Raw genomic sequence first — 18,151 nt, forward strand, 5'->3', positions numbered from 1 at the left:
CAGGGACGTGGCAGCACACAGGCACTGCCTGGCAAAAGTATGAGAAAACCCAAGCCCTGAAAAAAGTGACTTAAACTGAGCCCACTCTTCACTTCAGGTGAACCATGGAACTGTCCCAACTGCGCATGTTCAAGACGGTCTACGAGTTGGGCAGCATCGCCCGTGCAGCCGCAAAGCTGCATTGCGTGCCGTCCAATATCACCGCACGGCTCAAGTCCCTGGAGCAGGAGCTCGGGGTCGCGTTGTTCCTGCGTGAGGGCCGGGGCCTGCGGGTCAGTCCTGCGGGCGAAGTGTTTATCGAATACGCGACGAAAATCCTCGACCTCACCGAAGCCTCCCGGCGTGCCGTCGCACCTGGTGGCGCGCCCCATGGGCACCTGCGGATCGGGGCTATCGAGTCCAGTGCTACGGGGCGCTTGCCCCATTTGCTGGCGCGCTACCACGCGCTGTACCCACAAGTGTCGTTGGCGTTGAGCACCGGCACCTGGTCGCAGTTGCTCGATGATATCCAGCACCATCGGCTGGATGCGGCGATTGTCGCCGTGGATGTGCAACGCCCCGGGCTGGAAAGCACGCTGCTGTATAGCGAAGACCTGGTGCTGATCGCCCCCACGTCCCTGGGGCCGGTGCGCACCGTGACCGACCTGCAGGGCCTGACCCTGTTTATGTGGCCGACCGGCTGCCCGTATCGCCTGGCACTGGAGCAGTGGTTGTCACGCCACGGCCAAGTCGCGTCAATCGTCAGCATCGCCAGCTACGGTACGATTATCGGCTGTGTCAGCGCCGGCAGCGGCGCCGCGCTGGTACCGCGGGGGATCTACGAGCAATATCGTCAGGGCGCCAACTGGCAAGGCCACGAGTTCGCGGAACTGACGCGCATCGACAACCGGTTTTACTGGCACGCCAACACAGGCTGCCATCCGGCCCGGGATGCATTTTCGGCACTGCTGCGCGATCACTGCCTCCTCGGGGCTACCTCCAACGAGGCATAGGCCCGGCAAGCCTTGCGCCCTACCATGGGGGGGAGCGGAGGTACGCCATGCTGACCCACCCATCCATCGTTTTAACCCTGCGCCGGCATCATCTGTTCAGCCCCTTGCCGGAAAAAATCTTCCAGGACGTCTGCACCCTGGCCAATCTCAAGCGCCTGCCCGGGCACGCGACCTTGATGCATCAGGGCGACCCCGCCGAGCGGTTTTTCCTGTTGATCAGTGGCCAGGTCAAGTTGCACCGGGTCACCGGTGAAGGCCAGGAGCATCTGGTGGAAGTCATTCGCCCCGGCCAGACCTTTGCCGAAGCCCTGCTGTTCAGCCAGGCCAAGGCCTACCCGGTGAGTGCCACGGCGCTCAAGGACAGCGTGCTGGTTACCATTGAGGGCCATCATTACCGCAAGGCCCTGGAAGACCAGCCGCAGATCTGCCTGGCAATCCTCGGCACCATGAGCATCCACCTGCATCAACGCCTCAAGGACATCGACACCCTGAGCCTGGCCAATGCCAGTCGCCGGGTCATCAACTTTCTGATCCAGGAGCGCGACCTGGCCAGCGGCGATGTGGTGCTGCAGGTGCCCAAGCGTCTGGTGGCCTCCAAACTGGGGATTCAGCCAGAGACGTTTTCGCGGATCCTGCATCGGCTGGTAGACGCCGGACTGATCGATGTACAACGGCGCACGATCCGCATCCTGTGCGAGGAGCAGTTGATGACCTATCAGGCCGGCTGACTTAGAATCGACGCCATTCTTCGCCCGCCTTCCTGACACGAGCGCCCCCATGAGCTTTGATTTCGACACGATCCACCCTCGCCTCGGCACCGGCAGCACCAAGTGGAGCCGCTACCCCGAAGACGTCTTGCCGATGTGGATTGCCGACATGGACATCGCCGCCCCGCCGGCGATCCTCAAGGCCCTGCACGCGCGCCTGGACCAGCAGATGCTCGGCTACAGCGTCGCCCGGCCGGAAGTGCGCGAGGCGATCATCAGCGACCTGTGGCACAAGTACGCCTGGCGCGTGCAACCCGATGAATTGCTGTTCCTGCCGGGTGTCGAGCCAGGCTTCAACATGGCCTTGCATGCCTTTGTCCAACCGGGCCAGTCGGTGGTCTTGCAAACCCCCAACTACGCGCCGCTGCGCCATGCAGCGGGCAACTGGAACCTGCCGAAGATCGAAGTGCCGTTTGAACTGAGCGACCAGGGCGAATACCTCACCCCCCTGCCCGCCTTGCGCCAGGCCTTGAAAGGTGCCGGTGCACTGCTGTTGAGCAACCCCCACAACCCTCTGGGCAAGGTGTTTGCCCGCGAGGAACTGCTGGCCGTCGCCAATGCCTGCCTGGAACAAGGCACGCTGATTGTCTCCGATGAGATCCATGCCGAGCTGTGCTTCGACGGGCGCCGGCATATCCCTACCGCCTCGTTGAGTGCAGAGATCGCACGGCGCACCATCACCCTGATGTCCGCGAGCAAGGCCTACAACGTCGCCGGCCTGAAGACCTGCTTTGCGATTGTCCAGGACCCACTCATCCGCGAGCGCTTCAACAAGGCACGCTGCGGCATGGTCGATAGCGTCAGCCCGTTGGGCCTGGAAGCCACCTGGGCGGCGTATAGCCAATGTGGTGAGTGGTTGGAGGCGTTGGTCACGTACCTGCAAGGCAACCGCGACTACCTGGTGGATGCCGTGCAAAAACGCCTGCCGGGGGTGGTCATGCATGCGCCTCAAGGTACCTACCTGGCCTGGCTGGATTGCAGCGCCCTGGGCCTGGAAGACCCACAGCGGTTTTTCCTTGAGCAGGCCAAGGTAGGCTTGAGTGCGGGCGTGGAATTTGGCGATGACAGCCAACAGTTCGTACGCTTGAACTTTGGCTGCCCGCGGGCATTGCTCGAAGAAGGTATTTCACGCCTGGAACGCAGCCTGCAAAACCTGTAGGCGCGGCCCTGGCGGCTGATCAGAGCTTGGCGATGGACACCTCGGTGGATTTGACGAAGGCAATCACTTCACTGCCCACCTTCAACTCCAGGTCACGCACCGAACGTGTGGTGATCACCGAGGTGACAATCCCGGACGCGGTTTGCACGTCGATCTCGGACACCACTTCGCCGAGCAGGATTTCCTTGATCACGCCTTTGAACTGGTTGCGCACGTTGATCGCTTTGATGGTCATGTCGGTTTTCCTTTCACTGTTGGGTCAATCCGCACGAATGCGCAGGCCTTCAAAATGCGCCATTCGCACCAACAACAAAAGGAATAAATAACTATTTATTTATTCCATATAGAAATATGCAAAGCCCTGTAGGAACCGGCTTGCCGGCGATGGCGTCCTTGAACTCAGCACATGATTCACGGGCCCCATCGCCGGCAAGCCGGCTCCTACATGGGTTTGGTCAAAAACCTACTGTTGCCGACACCAGCCAGGTACGCGGCGTAGACAGGGTCAGGCCGGGCGCGCTATCGCTGGAGGTCGCGGCCGATGCCCAGTAGGTCGTGTTCAGCACGTTCTCCACAGTCGCACGCAGGGTCACTGGGTTTTCCTTGACCTTGAAGGTGTAGCGCGCCCCCAGGTCGTAGCGTTCCCAATTGTCGATCTTCTGCTGGTTGGCCGCGTCCAGGTACTGCGCGCCGGTATGGATCGCGCGGGCGGTCAGGGTCAGGCCTTGCAGGCGTGGGATATCCCATTCGGCACCCAGGTTGACGTTGGCCACTGGTGCACCGGTGCCGCGCTTGCCGTCGGTCAGGCCCTGGGCGGTCTTGGTCTGTTCGCTGTCGAGCAGCATCACCCCGCCGAGCAGGCGCACGCCGGCCAGGGGTTCGCCAAACACGTTCAGTTCCACGCCCTGGTTGCGCAATTCGCCATTGGGTTTGAAGAAGCCCTGGTTGTCGATGCCATAGGCCGGCTGCTTGATCTGGAACACGCTGGCCGTCATGCCAAAGCTGCCCATGTCGTACTTGGCGCCGACTTCCACCTGCTTGCTCTTGGTCGGCGGGAAGATCGCGTTTTCATTGTTTACCCCGCTCGAAGGTGCCGTCTCGCCCTGGCTCAGGCCTTCCATGTAGTTGGTGTACAGGGACAGTTGATCGGTGACTTTCACCACCAGGCCCAGGGCTGGCGAGGTCGCTTGTTCGTCGTACTCCGGCTGGTCCTTGATGCCATTGCTCCAGGACGTGACCTGGACCTTTTGCAGGCGTGCCCCCAGGGTCAGCAGCACCCGTTCATCGAAGAAGGCCAGGGTGTCGGCCAAAGCCAGGCTGGTGAAGCGGTTTTCGGTGTGGGTGCTGGTGTCCCAGCGCACCGCCTGGCCTGGACGGGGCAACACCACCGGGTTGTAGAGGTTGCTCCTGCCGGGGGTATAGCGCTCGCCGGCATTGTCGAAATCCATGTTGAACTGGTTGAGGCTGACATTGAGCGTGTGCCCTACAGGGCCGGTATTGAACCAACTGCGCGCGCCCACAGTGGCGGTCTTGACGTCTTCGTCGCGGCGGAAGCTGCGCGGCACTACCGTGAAGTCGCCATTGGTCTGGGTCGCCTGCACACCGTGGCGCAGGAAGTCGTAGTTGCCTTTGCGCGCACCGGCGGCGGCGTAGACCATCAGTGAATCGCTGACATCAAACTCGCCACGCACCGCGCCAAAGGTGTCCTTGGTATGGGAGTACGTCCAGGATTGGGCAAAGTTGTCGCGGATGTCGCGGGCCTTGGGCATCACGCTGCCCCTGGCAACTTCCACGCGCTCCTGGGGCGCGTCGGCGGTGCGTTCCTGACGCCCGAGGTCGAGGGACAGGCGCACTCGCTCCTTGCGGTAGTCGAGGCCGATCACGGTCATTTCGCGGTCGACCTCCTGGTGATCCCATTCGGTATCGCCGGATTGCTTCACGCCATTGAAACGCACGCCAAACTGCTGCTCGTCGCCAAACCGCCGACCGATATCCACCGCACCACCGAACTGCCCGGCCGAGGCATAGCTGCCAGTGAACTCGGTAAGCGGTGCATCAGCGGCACGCTTGGGCTCGATATTGATTCCGCCACCGATACTGCCCCGCGGCGCGATACCACCGAGCAAGGCGCCGGGGCCCTTGAGGATATCGACGCGCTCGACCATTTCCATGTCGATGGCGTAAGTCGGCAGCACGCCATAGAGGCCGCCGTAGGACACATCGCTGTTGAACAGGCTGAAACCACGCACCGAAAACTGCTCGAAACGCCCACCGGCGGGGTTGGTGATGCGCACCGAAGGGTCGCTGGCAACCATTTCGCCGAGGGTCCGCGCCTGCAGGTTCTTCACCGCCTTGGCGGTGTAAGACGTGAGGTTGAACGGGGTATCCATAAAGTCGTTATCGCCCAACAGGCCCTGGGCGCCTTTGCGTGTCACTTGGTCACCGGCGTAGGTTTGGGCAACGGGTGTGTTCGCGGTCCCCAGAATCGAGGTGGCGGGCAACTGATAAGCACCGCCCTGTGGTGCGGGGATCAAGGTGTAGGCACGCTCACCCACCGTTTGCAATTGCAGGCCCGAGCCTTGCAGCAGGCGTGCGAAGCCTTCTTCGACGGCAAACTCACCGGAAATCCCGGCGCTTTGGCGACCGCCGACCAGGGCCGGATCCACCGAAAGATTGACCCCGGCCAGCCCGGCAAAGCGGGTCAAGGCGCTGCCCAGGCTGCCGGCGGGCACCTGGTAACTGCGCCGGGCCGCGTCCTCGGCCCAGCTCACAGGGATAAACATTGGGCTGGCACTCAGGCTCAGGACCAGACTCAGGCGCAGTAGCGATGGCGGGACGACAGGCATTAAAAGGCTCTCTGTTTTCGTTCACTTGCCTTGGATGACAGGCGAGCCGAAAAAAAGGGACACGATCGTTCAAACTGGCCGAAAAAATGTTGGAGCCGCTTTATGTGGGAGCGGGCTTGCTCGCGAAGGCGGTGTATCAGACATAGATGAGTTGGCTGACCCTGCGCCTTCGCGAGCAAGCCCGCTCCCACATTGGATCTGCCTCAACAATTAAATCGTGGTCAAGCCAGGGTTCTACGCGGTGCCAGCGTGACCCAATAGCGCGTGCGCCACTGCACCTGCAGCCCATGGGTGGTGGCCAGCAGGCTGAGGATGCGGTCGGTGTCGTCCAGGCGGAAACTGCCGGTGACGCGCAAGGCTTCCAGGCTCGGGTCCCAGCGCAAAACACCCGGACGATAGCGATCAAGCTCGCGCAGGAAGTCGCCCAAGCCCTGGTTCTGCGCCGTCAGAACTCCATCGCGCCAGCCCAATTGCAGCGCGTCAAACGGAACCGGCGCCCCCAGTCCCGAGGCCTGCAGGCGTAGTTGTTGCCCGTCGTGTACCAGGGCGCTACGCCCAGATCCATCTTGTACGTGCACCTGGCCCTTGAGCACCGACACCAGACACCCGTGCGCCAACTGACGCACACAGACCTCGGCCTGGCTGGCGATAACCTGGCCATAACGGGTATGTACCGTCAACGCCGACGCGCCTGGCACACTCAGCGCCATTTCCCCATCGACCAGGGTCAGGCGCCGCTGCGCAAGGTTTACATCCACCGCGCTGGCCGTGTTCAGTTGCAGGGCGCTGCCATCGGCCAGCGGCACGCGTTTGCGCTCGCCGGTGGCGGTATGCAGGTCGGCACGCCACACGTCGAGGGGTAACTGGCGACTGAGCAGCCATGCCGCCGGTACCAGCGCTGCCACGCCCAGGGCGCGTTTGAGCACGGCACGCCGCCCCGGTTGCGGGCGGTCGAGGCTGGCCATGGCCAGGGAGGATGGCAGCTCGGCAAAACGCTGGCGCAGCAGCTGGGCTTTTTGCCAGGCCTGTTCGTGCTGGGGATGGCTGTCGCGCCATTGCTGCAAGCCCGCGTGATCGCGCTCGCCGGCCGTGCCCGACTCCAGCAGCGCCAGCCACTGCGCCGCTGCCCGCGCCACATCCGGCGCGGTGCGGCTCACAGTTCCACCAGCAGGCAATGCTCATAGGCCTGGGCCATGTAGCGCTTGACCGTACGTTCCGAGACCTTGAGACGCTCGGCAATCTCCCGGTAGCCCAGGCCTTCGAGCTGGCTCCAGAGAAACGCGCGACGCACAACCGGCAGCAAACCATCGAGCAATTCATCCAGTGCCTGCAGGGTTTCCAGCAGCAACCAGCGCTGCTCCGGCGATGGCACGCAGTCGTCGGGCAAGCGTGCCAAGGCATTCAGGTAGGCCTGCTCCAGGCTGCGGCGCTGATGGAAATTGACCAGCAGGCGCTTGCCCACTGTCACCAGATAGGCGCGTGGCTCCTGCAATTGCGCTACCGGCTGGGCACTGGCCAGCACCCGCAGGAACGTATCCTGGCTCAGGTCGGCGGCATCCCAGGCATTGCCCAGGCGCCGACGCAGCCACCTTTCCAGCCAACTGCGGTGGTCGCGGTACAAGGTGCTCAGGCTGGGTTCGGCGGTGGTCGTTGGCGATACAGCATCATTCATGGCAAGCGAACCCTGAGCAGCGCGAGTGAGTCTCAAATGAGATTCATTCTATTTAATATCCCTGCGCTGCACCATGTTCTTTTTGCCGGGTAGACGGGCGGAGGCTGTTAATCAAGCGCCCTCGCCTTATGCCGCAGCAGATCAATAAACAACCCCAACTCGTGGCTCACCGGTTCACCCTTGCGCAGCAAGATGCCAAATGGCGCAAGCGTCACTTCCAGCTCCACTGGCAACTCGACCACTAGGCCCATCTTCAGGTAATCACGCAGGGCGCTTTCCGAAAGCACCATGATTGCATCGGTCAGTTGGATCAGTTGCTGCATGGAATACACCGAGCTGCATTCGATGATGTCCGCCGGCAGGGGCAAGGCCAGGCGCTGCAACGCTTCGTCAAAGCCGATGCGTGCCGGGCTGCTTTCCGGTTGCAGAATCCACGGCCAGTCGCTGACCAGTTCCTCCAACGGCAAGCTCGCGCGCTGCGCCAACGGATGCCCGGCATGTACCACCACCAGCAGGCGCTCGTTGCCCAACGGCTCAAAGCTGTAATGCTCGCTATTTGTGGCAGCGTTGCGACGGGCGATGGCCAGGTCGATACGCCCTTGTTCCAGCAGTTGGATCACCTGGTCGCTGGTGTCGCCCATAATGCGAATGCGCAGTTGCGGGTTGAGTGACTTGATCTGGGCAATCGAGTCCATCACCAGGTCCGGCGCGGCGCCCATGATGGTGCCGATGGCCAGGTAGCCATAACCGCCCTGCTGGCGGGCCATCAAGTCTTCGGCGCAGCGGTCCAGGCCGCTGAGTGCCGATTCGGCGAAGCGAATCAACTCCTTGCCCAACGCCGTGGGGCGCATGCCACGGGGCAAGCGCTCGAACAGGTCACAGGCAAACATGTCCTCGATCTCGCGCAGCATGCGGGTGGCCGCCGGTTGCGACATGTTCAGGGCCTGGGAAGCACGGTGCAGGTTCTGGCTCGAACTCAAGGCCACCAGCATATGCAAATGCTTGTAGCGCAGGCGGTTGAACAGGCTGCGGGAGATCAGCGGACTACTCATTCTGTTCCTTACTATCGATACCCTGAGGTTATCGCTTATGAGCGAGATTCGATTTGTAGCGCATTGCTCGGCCGCCGTACAGTCCGGCCCATAAGAACAAAGCCCTACAAAAGGACTTCAAGATGACCACGCTACCCGTGTCCCTGCTCGCCAAAATTTCCTGGCGGCTGCTGCCCTTCCTGCTACTGATGTACATCATGGCCTTCCTCGACCGCGCCAACGTCGGGTTCGCCAAACAAGCCTTCCAGGCCGACACCGGCCTGAGCGACGCCGCCTTCGCCTTTGGCGCCGGGGTGTTTTTTATGGGCTACGCCTTGCTCGAAGTGCCGAGCAACCTGATCCTGCATCGCGTCGGTGCCCGCCTGTGGATGTGCCGGATCATGGTCAGTTGGGGCCTGGTCTCGGCGGCCATGATGTTTGCCCACAACGAAACCAGCTTCTACATCCTGCGCTTCTTGCTGGGTGTGGCCGAAGCCGGGTTTTTCCCTGGCGTAATCCTCTACCTCACCTACTGGTTTCCCCAGGCCGCACGCGGCAAGGCCATGGGTTTTTTCTACTTTGGCGCGCCACTGGCCTTCATCTTCGGCAGCCCGCTGTCTGGCCTGCTCCTGGAAATGGACGGCTTCGGCGGCCTGCATGGCTGGCAATGGCTGTTCGTCGTGGAGGGCCTGATGGCTTCGGCAGTGGGGATCTGGGCCTATTGGTACCTGGACAATCGCCCCGCCGACGCCAAATGGCTGACCGTTGAGGAGCGCCGCCAGATCCAGGACCTGCTGGACGCCGAAGACCAGCACAAAGGTTCCCATGGCCGCAACCTGCTCAGCGTGCTGTACCAGCCATCGGTGCTTTACCTGTGCCTGGTCTACCTGCTGATCCAAGCCAGTGTGTACGGCGTGGTGTTTTACCTGCCGACCCAGGTCAGTGGTTTGCTTGGCACCAAGGTCGGCCTGATGGTCGGGCTGGTCTCGGCGATTCCCTGGGTGTGCGCGCTGTTCGCCGCGTGGTGGATCCCCGGTTATTCCGACCGCAGCGGCGAGCGCCGGCGCACCGCATCGCTCACCTTATTAATGGCTGCCGCTGGCATCGCCTGCTCAGTGACATTCGCCAACCCATTGCTGGGCATGCTCGCCCTGTGCTTCGCCGCCTCGGGATTTATTGCCGTGCAGCCGGTGTTCTGGACCTTCCCGTCCAGCTACCTGGCAGGTAGCGCCGCAGCTGCAGGAATTGCCTTGATCAACTCCTTTGGCGCACTGGGCGGGTTTATCGCCCCGGTCCTGAAGAACTGGGCGGAAACCGCCTTCCACTCCCCGGCAGCCGGCCTGTACCTGCTGTCCGCCACCACGGTACTGGCTGCGTTGCTGGTGCTGGGTATCCATTTCCCCGGCCAAAAAGCGTCGAACACGCCGGCCACTGTTTAATTTTCAGGAGTCACACCATGGGCAACATCACCATCAAACACGTCCGCGCTTTTGTGTTGCGCGGCGGTGGCGCGGACTATCACGACCAGGCTGACGGTCACTGGATCGACGACCACATTTCCACGCCCATGAGCAAGTATCCCGAGTACCGCCAGAGCCGCCGCAGTTTCGGGATCAATGTGCTCGGCACGTTGGTAGTGGAGATAGAAGCCAGCGACGGTACCGTTGGGTTTGCCGTGACCACCGGTGGCGAACCTGCGGCCTATATCGTTGAGAAACACCTGGCACGTTTCCTTGAAGGCGCACGCGTCACTGATATCGAGAAAATCTGGGACCAGATGTACCAGTCCACTCTGTATTACGGGCGTAAGGGTCTGGTAATCAACACCATCTCCGGCGTGGACCTGGCGCTGTGGGACCTGCTCGGCAAGATCCGCCAGGAACCGGTACACCAATTGCTCGGCGGTGCGGTGCGCGATGAACTGCAGTTCTACGCCACCGGCGCGCGCCCGGACCTGGCGCAGAAGATGGGTTTTATCGGTGGCAAGATGCCCCTGCACCACGGCCCGGCCGAAGGTGAAGAAGGCTTGCGCAAAAACCTCGAAGAGCTGGCGACCATGCGTGAGCGGGTCGGCCCGGACTTCTGGCTGATGCTCGATTGCTGGATGAGCCTGGACCTCAACTACGCCACCAAACTGGCGATTGGCGCCCACGAATACGGCCTTAAATGGATTGAAGAGGCGCTGTCCCCCGACGATTACTGGGGCTACGCAGCGCTGCGTAACAACGTACCCAAGGGCATGCTGGTCACCACCGGCGAACATGAAGCCACCCGCTGGGGCTTTCGCATGCTCCTGGAGATGGGCTGCTGCGACATTATCCAGCCGGATGTCGGCTGGTGCGGCGGCTTGACAGAACTGGTGAAAATTTCCGCCCTGGCCGACGCGCACAACGCCATGGTGGTGCCGCACGGTTCCTCGGTCTATAGCTACCACTTCGTCGCCACCCGGCAGAACAGCCCGTTCGCCGAATTCCTGATGATGGCGCCCAAGGCCGACGAAGTGGTGCCGATGTTCCACCCGCAACTGCTGGGCGAACCGGTGCCGATCAATGGCCGCATGCGCTTGTCGGTACTCGACAAGCCGGGCTTCGGCGTAGACCTGAACCCCGCTTGCCAACTGCATCGTCCGTATAACCGCTAAGGAATTTCACCATGAAAATGCCTCACAACGCGTTCAAGGCCGGCCTGCGGCAGGACGTCAGCCAATACGGGATCTGGGCGGGTTTTGCCAACGGCTACGCCGCAGAAATTGTCGCCAGCGTAGGTTACGACTGGATGCTGATTGACGGCGAACACGCGCCGAACACCGTGCCCAGCGTGCTCAATCAATTGCAGGCAGTGGCGCCGTACAGCACCGCGCCCGTGGTGCGTGCGGTCAGCGGCGATGCCAACCTGATCAAGCAACTGCTGGATCTCGGCGCGCAGACCCTGATGATCCCCATGGTCGAAACCGCCGAGCAAGCCCAGGCCCTGGTGCGCGCCATGCGTTATCCGCCCCACGGTATCCGTGGCGTGGGCGGCGGCCTGACCCGGGCGACGCGCTGGGATGGCGTCGACCATTACCTCACGACCGCCCATCAAGAGCTATGCCTGATCGTTCAGGTCGAGTCGCGCCTGGGCGTGGAAAACGTCGAGGCCATCGCCGCCGTCGAAGGCGTGGACGCGGTATTTATCGGCCCCGCTGACCTGTCCATCGGCCTCGGCCATGCCGGTAACCCCGGCCACCCCGAAGTCCAGGAGCGCATCCAGCACGCGGTCAGCGCTACGCTCGCTGCGGGCAAGGCCTGCGGCATTCTTGCACCCAATGAAGAAGACGCCCGACGTTACCAGGCCTGGGGCTGCCGCTTTATCGCGGTAGCCATTGATATCAGCCTGCTGCGCCAGAGCGCCCAAAGTACCCTCGCCCGCTACCGCCCTGCCGCCGACGCTAAAGCGCCTTCGCGCACTTACTAAGGAGCCTGCCATGCCATCCGTTCCGGTTTACCAGAACTTCATCAACGGCTGCTTTACCGCCAGCAGCGCGCACATCGACGTGCTGAACCCGGCCACCGGCGCACTGCTGTCCAAGGTGCCGGCCGCCACTGCCGAAGATGTCGACCAGGCCCTGGCCGCCGCCCGCGCAGCGCAAAAAGACTGGTCCCGCAAACCGGCCATCGAGCGCGCCGGGCACTTGCGACGAATCGCCGCCAAGCTGCGGGAAAACGTCGCGCACCTGGCCCGCACCGTCACACTAGAACAGGGCAAGATCAGCAGCCTGGCCGAAATCGAAGTCAACTTCACCGCAGACTACCTCGACTACATGGCCGAATGGGCGCGCCGCATCGAAGGCGAGATCATCACCAGCGACCGGCCCAACGAAAACATCTTCCTGTTCCGCAAACCCCTGGGCGTGGTGGCCGGGATCCTGCCGTGGAATTTCCCGTTCTTCCTCATCGCCCGCAAGATGGCCCCGGCTCTGCTGACCGGCAATACCATCGTGATCAAGCCCAGCGAAGAAACACCGAACAACTGCTTTGAGTTCGCCCGCCTGGTGGCCGAGACCGACTTGCCGGCCGGGGTATTCAACGTAGTCTGCGGCGACGGCCAGGTCGGCAGCGCCCTCACCGCCCACAAGGGCGTGGACATGATCAGCTTCACCGGCAGCGTCGCGACTGGCTCGCGGATCATGACCGCGGCGGCACCGAACATCACCAAGCTCAACCTGGAGCTGGGCGGCAAGGCGCCGGCCATCGTCCTGGCCGATGCCGACCTGGAGCTGGCCGTCAAAGCCATTCGTGACTCGCGGATCATCAACAGCGGCCAAGTGTGCAACTGCGCAGAACGTGTGTATGTACAACGCAGCGTCGCCGACCAGTTTATCGAGCGCATCAGCGCGGCGATGGCCGCCACCCGCTACGGCGACCCACTGGCCCAGGCCGATGTGGAAATGGGCCCGCTGATCAACCGCCAGGGTCTGGAGAATGTCAACCGCAAGGTGCGCACGGCCCTGGCCCAAGGTGCCAGCCTGGTCACCGGCGGGCAGATTGCCGACCTCGGCGCCGGCTTTCACTTTCAGCCGACGGTATTGGCCGGTGGCCGCGCCGACATGGATATCATGCGCGAAGAAATCTTCGGCCCGGTGCTTCCGATCCAGATTATCGACGACCTCGACGAAGCCATCGCCCTGGCCAATGACTGCGACTATGGTCTGACCTCCTCGATCTACACCCGTGACCTGGGCAAGGCGATGCACGCAGTGCGCGAACTCGATTTTGGCGAAACCTACGTCAACCGCGAGAACTTCGAGGCGATGCAGGGCTTCCATGCCGGCGTGCGCAAATCCGGGATCGGCGGCGCCGATGGCAAACACGGCCTGTACGAGTACACCCATACCCATGTGGTGTACCTGCAGAGCTGAGGTGGTGCAACGGTCACGGCATGTGAGTGCCGGCCCTCACAACGACCCTTCCAACAAGGATTGCGCAATGAGCATTGCCAACCTCTACAGCGGCCCGATCATCGACAGCCATTTGCACCTGTTCGACCCACGCCGCCCTCAGGGTATCCCGTGGCCCGAGCCGGGCAACCGCCTGTACGCCGCACATTTGCCTGAAGACTACTGGGCGCTGGCGGCCCGACATAACGTGATCGGTGCCATTGCGGTGGAAGCCAGCCCGTGGCGCGACGATAACCGCTGGTTGCTGGAAACCCTGCGCAGCGATGCGCGAATGCTTGGCTTTGTCGGCAATCTCGACCCGCTGCACGCGCAGTTTGCCGGCGAACTTGCGGCACTGGCCTACGAGCCACTGTTCCTTGGCCTGCGCTACGGCAACCTGTGGGACCGTGATTTGCTGGTCGACCAAACACGTCCCGGGTTTATCGACGGCCTGCGCCAGCTTGCCGATTGCGGCCGTTGCCTGGACAGCGCCAACCCAGACCCGCGGCTGATCAAGGGCCTGTTGCACCTGAGCGATGCCCTCCCCGAGCTGCGCATCATTATCGATCACCTGCCCAACGCCCAGATCCCTGTGGGCCAGGAAACGGCCTACCATGCAGACCTGTTGCGCTTGGCCGAACGGCCCAATGTATTTGCCAAGCTGGCAGAAATCCCCCAGCACGGGCCCAACGGCTTGATTGTCGATAGCGCGTTTTACAACGACCGCCTGGCCGTACTGTGGGACGCGTTTGGCGAAGACCGCTGCTTCTTTGGCAGCGATTGGCCCAATAGCGATCACCTCGCCGATTTCGCCGCCACCCTGGGCCTGGTCAAACGCTGCATGGCTGATCAGCGACAGGCCGTCCAGGAAAAATTCTTCCTGCACAACGCCGTGCGCATCTACAGCCCGACCCTGCCCCCTGGAGGCCTCTGATGCCGACCCGTGCCTTTCGCATGAACCTCAACCCCGGCATGGCCGACGAATACCGTCGGCGCCATGACCAGATCTGGCCGGAGCTGGCCCAGGCCCTGCGCGATGCCGGCGTGGTGGATTACCGGATCTTCCTCGACGAGCCCAGCAACGCACTGTTTGCAGTGTTGACCCACGAAGCGGTGCATGGCCTCAACGCCCTGCCCGGCACTGCGCTGATGCAGCGCTGGTGGCACTACATGCACGACATCATGCCCAGCCACCCGGATAACTCGCCGGTCAGCATGGACCTGCTACCGATGTTCAGCCTCACGCCCGACTGATCCATTCATCTGCTTACCACCACAATAAAAAGGATTCGAACACGTGGAAATCATTCTCCTCGGTGTGATTCTGCATTTAATCGGCGGCTTTGCCTCCGGCAGTTTCTACATCCCCTACAAAAAAGTCGGTGGCTGGGCCTGGGAAAGCTACTGGATCACCGGTGGCCTGGTGTCGTGGCTGATCGTGCCGCTGATTGCCGCACAATTGACCGTGCCCGGCTGGGTCGAGATCCTGCGTAACGCCGACACCAGCACCCTGCTCTGGACTTATATGTTCGGCGTGCTGTGGGGCATCGGCGGGCTGACGTTCGGCCTGACCATGCGTTATCTGGGGCTGTCACTGGGCATGTCGCTGATCATGGGCCTGACCTCGGCCCTCGGTGCGTTGATGCCAGCGTTGTACCGCGACCTGTTCACCCACGAGACAGAGGGCACCCTGACCTCGATGCTGGCATCACAAGGCGGCCATTGGGTGCTATGGGGCGTGGCCGTGTCGCTGATCGGTATCGCGGTGTGCGGCAAGGCCGGGTTGATCAAGGAACGGGAAGTGTCCCAGGCAGTGAAGTTAGCCAGTGTCAGCGAGTTCGCCCTGGGCAAGGGCATGCTGGTGGCGGTGATTTCCGGGGTGCTGAGCGCGTGTTTCAGCTATGGCATTTCCGCCGGGCGCCCACTGGCCGCTGCAGCGGTGGAACATGGTGCCAACAGCCTGTTCCAGAACAACGTGACGTTCATGGTAATCATGTGGGGCGGCCTGACGACCAACGGCATCTGGTGCCTGTGGCTGAACTGGCGCAACCGCACGTTCCGCAACTACACCGACCGCAGCACCCCGCTGTTGCGCAACTACCTGCTGGTGGCGTGCGCCGGGACCCTGTGGTTCCTGCAATTTTTCTTCTATGGCATGGGCGAAAGCCGCTTGCAGAACGACGCCAGTTCATGGGTGCTGCACATGTCCTTCATCATCATTGTGTCCAATTGCTGGGGCCTGTATTTGCGCGAATGGCACGGCACCAGCGCGACCAACAAAAGCGTGCTGGTGGCCGGGATCGCGGTGATCCTCGGCGCGATTGCCATGGTTGGCTACGGTAATTACCTCGGCTGAGGCCGCAATGTCTTTTTGTAGGAGCGAGCTTGCTCGCGAAGAACCTGATGACGCCGCGTTCAGCCGCTAAGCCCGCGTTATCGTTGATGTTTTTCGCGAGCAAGCTCGCTCCTACAACAGCGTTAATTTTTTTCAGGAGATTTCCCATGATGTTGCTAGCAGACAAAACCGTGATCATCACCGGCGCCTCCCGTGGCATCGGCCGCGCCGCCGCCCGCGAGTGCGCACGCCAGGGCGCCCGCGTAGTGATCGGCCATAGCGGCAGCGAACAAGGCACACACGCCGCGCTGTCGCTGATCGAAGAGATCCGCGCCTTCGGCGGCCAGGCCATTGAAGTGGGTGGCGATGCCGCCGACCCGGACACCGGCGACACGCTGGTGGCCGCTGCGGTCGAGGCCTTTGGCAGTGTCGATGTGTTCGTCAATAACGCCGGTATCTGCCCGTTCCACTCCTTCCTCGACATGCCGCGCGAGGTGTACCTCAAGACCGTCAACACCAACCTCAACGGCGCCTATTTTGCGGTGCAGGCAGCGGCCAACCAGATGAAGAACCAGGGGCGTGGCGGTGCGATCATTGCCGTCAGTTCCATCAGCGCCCTGGTGGGCGGCGGCATGCAGACCCACTACACGCCGACCAAGGCCGGCCTGCATTCGCTGATGCAGTCCTGCGCCATCGCCCTGGGGCCGTATGGCATCCGCTGCAACTCGGTCTTGCCGGGCACTATCGCCACCGACATCAACAAAGAAGACCTGGCTGACGAGGAAAAACTCGCCTACATGACCTCGCGCACGCCGTTGGGCCGCCTGGGTGAGCCGGACGACGTCGCCGGGCCGATCGTGTTCCTCGCCTCCGATATGGCGCGCTACGTGACCGGTGCATCGTTGCTGGTCGATGGCGGGTTGTTCGTCAACTTGCAGTAACCCCTCCCGCAGACACCTCACATCCACTGTAGGAGCCGGCTTGCCGGCGATAGCGGTCGCACTTCACACCGCCATCGCGAGCAAGCCCGCTGCCACATTGGGGGTCTGTGTGTGCCTGGAATTTGTGTTTTACCCCTGATAACAACAATAAAACCAAGGAGCATTCATGCGCATCAACCTCCCCCTGGCCCTACTTTGCAGCACGGTGTCCACCTGCGCCCTGAGCGCCGGTTTGCTCGACCCTGCCTCCCCGGCCATGCTCGGCGACTGGAACGGCCTGCGCCCGCAACTGGCCGCGCAGGGCTACGACTTTACCCTCAAGTATGTCGGCGAAGCGGGCTCCAACCTCGGTGGCGGCTACGACTCCCACATGACCGCCCGCTGGAGCGACCAGTTGATCCTCGGCGTGACCATGGACCTGCAAAAACTCTGGGGTTGGCAGGACGCGACCTTTCGCATCGGCATCGGCGAGCGCCATGGCAAGGACATCACCAATGACCGTGTGCATCACCCCGACGCCACCGGCCTGACCTCGACCATGGAAGTGTTTGGCGGCGGCAATGCCTGGCGCCTGTCGCAATTTTGGTACGAGCAGAAATTCTTCGAGCGCAAATTCGCCCTGAAACTGGGGCGCTTCGGCCATGGCGAGGACTTTGACCAGTTCCCCTGCGAATTCCAGAACGTCACCCTGTGCGGCTCCCAGGAAGGCAACTGGAATGGCGTGTGGAACAGCTTCCCCATCAGCCAGTGGGCGGTGCGCGCCAAGTACCAGTTCACCGATGAGTTCGCGATGCAGATTGGTGCCTACGACAAGAACCCTGGCAACGCTGAGGCGAGCAACGGCTTCAAGCCGTTTATCAGCGGCTCCCAAGGTACCAGCTTTCCTATCGAAGCCATCTGGAAGGGGCAGGTTGGCGGGCTGAGTTCGGAGTACCACGCCGGTTATTACTACGCCAATGCCGATACCAAGGACATGCTCAAGGACGCCGACGGCAACTACGCGGCCAGCAGCCAGAAGCCTTATCGGATGTATTCAGGCAATGCCGGCTGGTGGTTGTCGGGCCAACAGCAGTTGACCACGGTCGATGGCAACAACAAGCGCGGGCTTAACGTGTTTGCCAACCTGACCATGAATGATCCGCATAAAAGCGTGATCAAGAGCCTGGTACAGGTGGGGCTGATCTATCGAGGGCCCTTCGACTCGCGGCCAGATGACACTTTTGGCATCGGCGCTTCGAAGTTGCAGGTCAGTGACCGCTATACCGACAACACCCAGGCGCTCAACGCGCGCAATGGAGTGACGGGCATGGATGATCCGCTGTATGTGCCTGAGCAAAAGCGTGAGTACAGTTATGAGGTCAACTACGGGGTACAGGCCACCCAATGGCTGATGGTGCGGCCTAACCTGCAATACGTGAAATACCCTGGAGGGTTGACGCAAACCAACGGTGCAGTGGTGGGTGGGGTGCAGTTTATTACCGACTTCTGAGAGA

General features: G+C 62.1%; 17 protein-coding genes. 12 read left to right on the forward strand and 5 right to left on the reverse strand.

Translation table 11 applies throughout. The annotated features are described in order from the left end of the window. The first annotated feature begins 104 nt into the window (after nucleotides 1-104). Genes FIV38_RS08640 through FIV38_RS08650 form a run of 3 tightly spaced genes read left to right on the forward strand, consistent with a single transcriptional unit; the run spans nucleotide 105 to nucleotide 2,918 of the window. Nucleotides 105-992, forward strand: coding sequence for a LysR family transcriptional regulator (locus tag FIV38_RS08640; RefSeq protein WP_070994245.1), 888 nt, complete (start codon nucleotides 105-107; stop codon nucleotides 990-992). Between the two features lie 47 nt (nucleotides 993-1,039). Beyond that, complete coding sequence (locus FIV38_RS08645; RefSeq protein ID WP_029291299.1) at nucleotides 1,040-1,720, forward strand: Crp/Fnr family transcriptional regulator; 681 nt, start codon at nucleotides 1,040-1,042, stop codon at nucleotides 1,718-1,720. Nucleotides 1,721-1,769: 49 nt separating this feature from the next. Continuing rightward, complete coding sequence (locus FIV38_RS08650; RefSeq protein ID WP_092237046.1) at nucleotides 1,770-2,918, forward strand: MalY/PatB family protein; 1,149 nt, start codon at nucleotides 1,770-1,772, stop codon at nucleotides 2,916-2,918. Between the two features lie 19 nt (nucleotides 2,919-2,937). On the opposite strand, the gene FIV38_RS08655 is transcribed toward FIV38_RS08650, so the two are convergent. The 5 genes from FIV38_RS08655 to FIV38_RS08675 form a co-directional block, all read right to left on the reverse strand. Then, a complete protein-coding gene (locus FIV38_RS08655) occupies nucleotides 2,938-3,153 on the reverse strand; it encodes a TOBE domain-containing protein (RefSeq protein WP_003173733.1) in 216 nt (71 codons plus the stop codon). Between the two features lie 220 nt (nucleotides 3,154-3,373). Then, nucleotides 3,374-5,764 carry a TonB-dependent receptor gene (locus FIV38_RS08660; protein ID WP_092237049.1) on the reverse strand — a complete coding sequence of 797 codons (2,391 nt, stop codon included), beginning with the start codon at nucleotides 5,762-5,764 and terminating at the stop codon, nucleotides 3,374-3,376. A gap of 221 nt (nucleotides 5,765-5,985) precedes the next feature. Further along, the gene (locus FIV38_RS08665; protein ID WP_092237053.1) at nucleotides 5,986-6,921 is read right to left on the reverse strand and encodes a FecR domain-containing protein; all 936 of its coding nucleotides are present in this window, start codon (nucleotides 6,919-6,921) and stop codon (nucleotides 5,986-5,988) included. Next, nucleotides 6,918-7,436, reverse strand: a complete 519-nt coding sequence (locus tag FIV38_RS08670; protein ID WP_092237056.1) for a sigma-70 family RNA polymerase sigma factor — start codon at nucleotides 7,434-7,436, stop codon at nucleotides 6,918-6,920. The genes FIV38_RS08665 and FIV38_RS08670 overlap by 4 nt, the downstream gene beginning before the upstream one ends. A 107-nt stretch (nucleotides 7,437-7,543) precedes the next feature. Next, nucleotides 7,544-8,488: a LysR family transcriptional regulator gene (locus tag FIV38_RS08675; protein ID WP_029291275.1), complete on the reverse strand. Its 945-nt coding sequence runs from the start codon at nucleotides 8,486-8,488 to the stop codon at nucleotides 7,544-7,546. A 122-nt stretch (nucleotides 8,489-8,610) separates the two neighbouring features. Here FIV38_RS08675 and FIV38_RS08680 point away from each other — a divergent pair, with 122 nt between their 5' ends. The 9 genes from FIV38_RS08680 (at nucleotide 8,611) to FIV38_RS08720 (ending at nucleotide 18,147) form a co-directional block, all read left to right on the forward strand. Further along, complete coding sequence (locus FIV38_RS08680; protein WP_092237059.1) at nucleotides 8,611-9,906, forward strand: MFS transporter; 1,296 nt, start codon at nucleotides 8,611-8,613, stop codon at nucleotides 9,904-9,906. Between the two features lie 17 nt (nucleotides 9,907-9,923). Further along, entirely contained in the window at nucleotides 9,924-11,108 is a 1,185-nt protein-coding gene (rhmD, locus tag FIV38_RS08685) for an L-rhamnonate dehydratase (RefSeq protein ID WP_070994240.1), read from the forward strand. 11 nt (nucleotides 11,109-11,119) lie between these two features. Continuing rightward, nucleotides 11,120-11,920, forward strand: coding sequence for an aldolase/citrate lyase family protein (locus FIV38_RS08690; protein WP_029291270.1), 801 nt, complete (start codon nucleotides 11,120-11,122; stop codon nucleotides 11,918-11,920). A gap of 10 nt (nucleotides 11,921-11,930) precedes the next feature. After that, nucleotides 11,931-13,364 carry an aldehyde dehydrogenase gene (gene aldA / locus FIV38_RS08695; protein WP_092237063.1) on the forward strand — a complete coding sequence of 478 codons (1,434 nt, stop codon included), beginning with the start codon at nucleotides 11,931-11,933 and terminating at the stop codon, nucleotides 13,362-13,364. Nucleotides 13,365-13,431: 67 nt separating this feature from the next. Next, nucleotides 13,432-14,316 carry an amidohydrolase family protein gene (locus tag FIV38_RS08700; protein ID WP_070994238.1) on the forward strand — a complete coding sequence of 295 codons (885 nt, stop codon included), beginning with the start codon at nucleotides 13,432-13,434 and terminating at the stop codon, nucleotides 14,314-14,316. Beyond that, nucleotides 14,316-14,636 (forward strand): L-rhamnose mutarotase, encoded by a 321-nt coding sequence (gene rhaM / locus FIV38_RS08705; protein ID WP_208602583.1) that lies wholly within the window; start codon nucleotides 14,316-14,318, stop codon nucleotides 14,634-14,636. The genes FIV38_RS08700 and rhaM overlap by 1 nt, the downstream gene beginning before the upstream one ends. Nucleotides 14,637-14,679: 43 nt before the next feature. After that, nucleotides 14,680-15,738, forward strand: a complete 1,059-nt coding sequence (gene rhaT, locus FIV38_RS08710; protein WP_070994237.1) for an L-rhamnose/proton symporter RhaT — start codon at nucleotides 14,680-14,682, stop codon at nucleotides 15,736-15,738. A 149-nt stretch (nucleotides 15,739-15,887) separates the two neighbouring features. Next, a complete protein-coding gene (locus FIV38_RS08715; protein WP_070994276.1) occupies nucleotides 15,888-16,658 on the forward strand; it encodes an L-rhamnose 1-dehydrogenase Lra1 in 771 nt (256 codons plus the stop codon). A gap of 166 nt (nucleotides 16,659-16,824) precedes the next feature. Next, nucleotides 16,825-18,147, forward strand: coding sequence for a carbohydrate porin (locus tag FIV38_RS08720; protein ID WP_092237066.1), 1,323 nt, complete (start codon nucleotides 16,825-16,827; stop codon nucleotides 18,145-18,147). Nucleotides 18,148-18,151: the final 4 nt, after the last annotated feature.

The sequence above is a fragment of the Pseudomonas proteolytica genome (genome assembly GCF_007858275.1).
Lineage (GTDB): Bacteria > Pseudomonadota > Gammaproteobacteria > Pseudomonadales > Pseudomonadaceae > Aquipseudomonas > Aquipseudomonas proteolytica.

What these genes read in the sequence shown, in the direction of transcription:
- FIV38_RS08720 (WP_092237066.1), top strand. Translation starts at nt 16,825, where the DNA reads ATGCGCATCAACCTCCCCCTGGCCCTACTTTGCAGCACGGTGTCCACC.
- FIV38_RS08715 (WP_070994276.1), top strand. Translation starts at nt 15,888, where the DNA reads ATGTTGCTAGCAGACAAAACCGTGATCATCACCGGCGCCTCCCGTGGC.
- FIV38_RS08700 (WP_070994238.1), top strand. Translation starts at nt 13,432, where the DNA reads ATGAGCATTGCCAACCTCTACAGCGGCCCGATCATCGACAGCCATTTG.
- aldA (WP_092237063.1), top strand. Translation starts at nt 11,931, where the DNA reads ATGCCATCCGTTCCGGTTTACCAGAACTTCATCAACGGCTGCTTTACC.
- FIV38_RS08640 (WP_070994245.1), top strand. Translation starts at nt 105, where the DNA reads ATGGAACTGTCCCAACTGCGCATGTTCAAGACGGTCTACGAGTTGGGC.
- FIV38_RS08645 (WP_029291299.1), top strand. Translation starts at nt 1,040, where the DNA reads ATGCTGACCCACCCATCCATCGTTTTAACCCTGCGCCGGCATCATCTG.
- FIV38_RS08660 (WP_092237049.1), bottom strand. Translation starts at nt 5,764, where the DNA reads ATGCCTGTCGTCCCGCCATCGCTACTGCGCCTGAGTCTGGTCCTGAGC.
- FIV38_RS08670 (WP_092237056.1), bottom strand. Translation starts at nt 7,436, where the DNA reads ATGAATGATGCTGTATCGCCAACGACCACCGCCGAACCCAGCCTGAGC.
- FIV38_RS08690 (WP_029291270.1), top strand. Translation starts at nt 11,120, where the DNA reads ATGAAAATGCCTCACAACGCGTTCAAGGCCGGCCTGCGGCAGGACGTC.
- FIV38_RS08675 (WP_029291275.1), bottom strand. Translation starts at nt 8,488, where the DNA reads ATGAGTAGTCCGCTGATCTCCCGCAGCCTGTTCAACCGCCTGCGCTAC.
- FIV38_RS08680 (WP_092237059.1), top strand. Translation starts at nt 8,611, where the DNA reads ATGACCACGCTACCCGTGTCCCTGCTCGCCAAAATTTCCTGGCGGCTG.
- rhaM (WP_208602583.1), top strand. Translation starts at nt 14,316, where the DNA reads ATGCCGACCCGTGCCTTTCGCATGAACCTCAACCCCGGCATGGCCGAC.
- rhmD (WP_070994240.1), top strand. Translation starts at nt 9,924, where the DNA reads ATGGGCAACATCACCATCAAACACGTCCGCGCTTTTGTGTTGCGCGGC.
- FIV38_RS08655 (WP_003173733.1), bottom strand. Translation starts at nt 3,153, where the DNA reads ATGACCATCAAAGCGATCAACGTGCGCAACCAGTTCAAAGGCGTGATC.
- FIV38_RS08650 (WP_092237046.1), top strand. Translation starts at nt 1,770, where the DNA reads ATGAGCTTTGATTTCGACACGATCCACCCTCGCCTCGGCACCGGCAGC.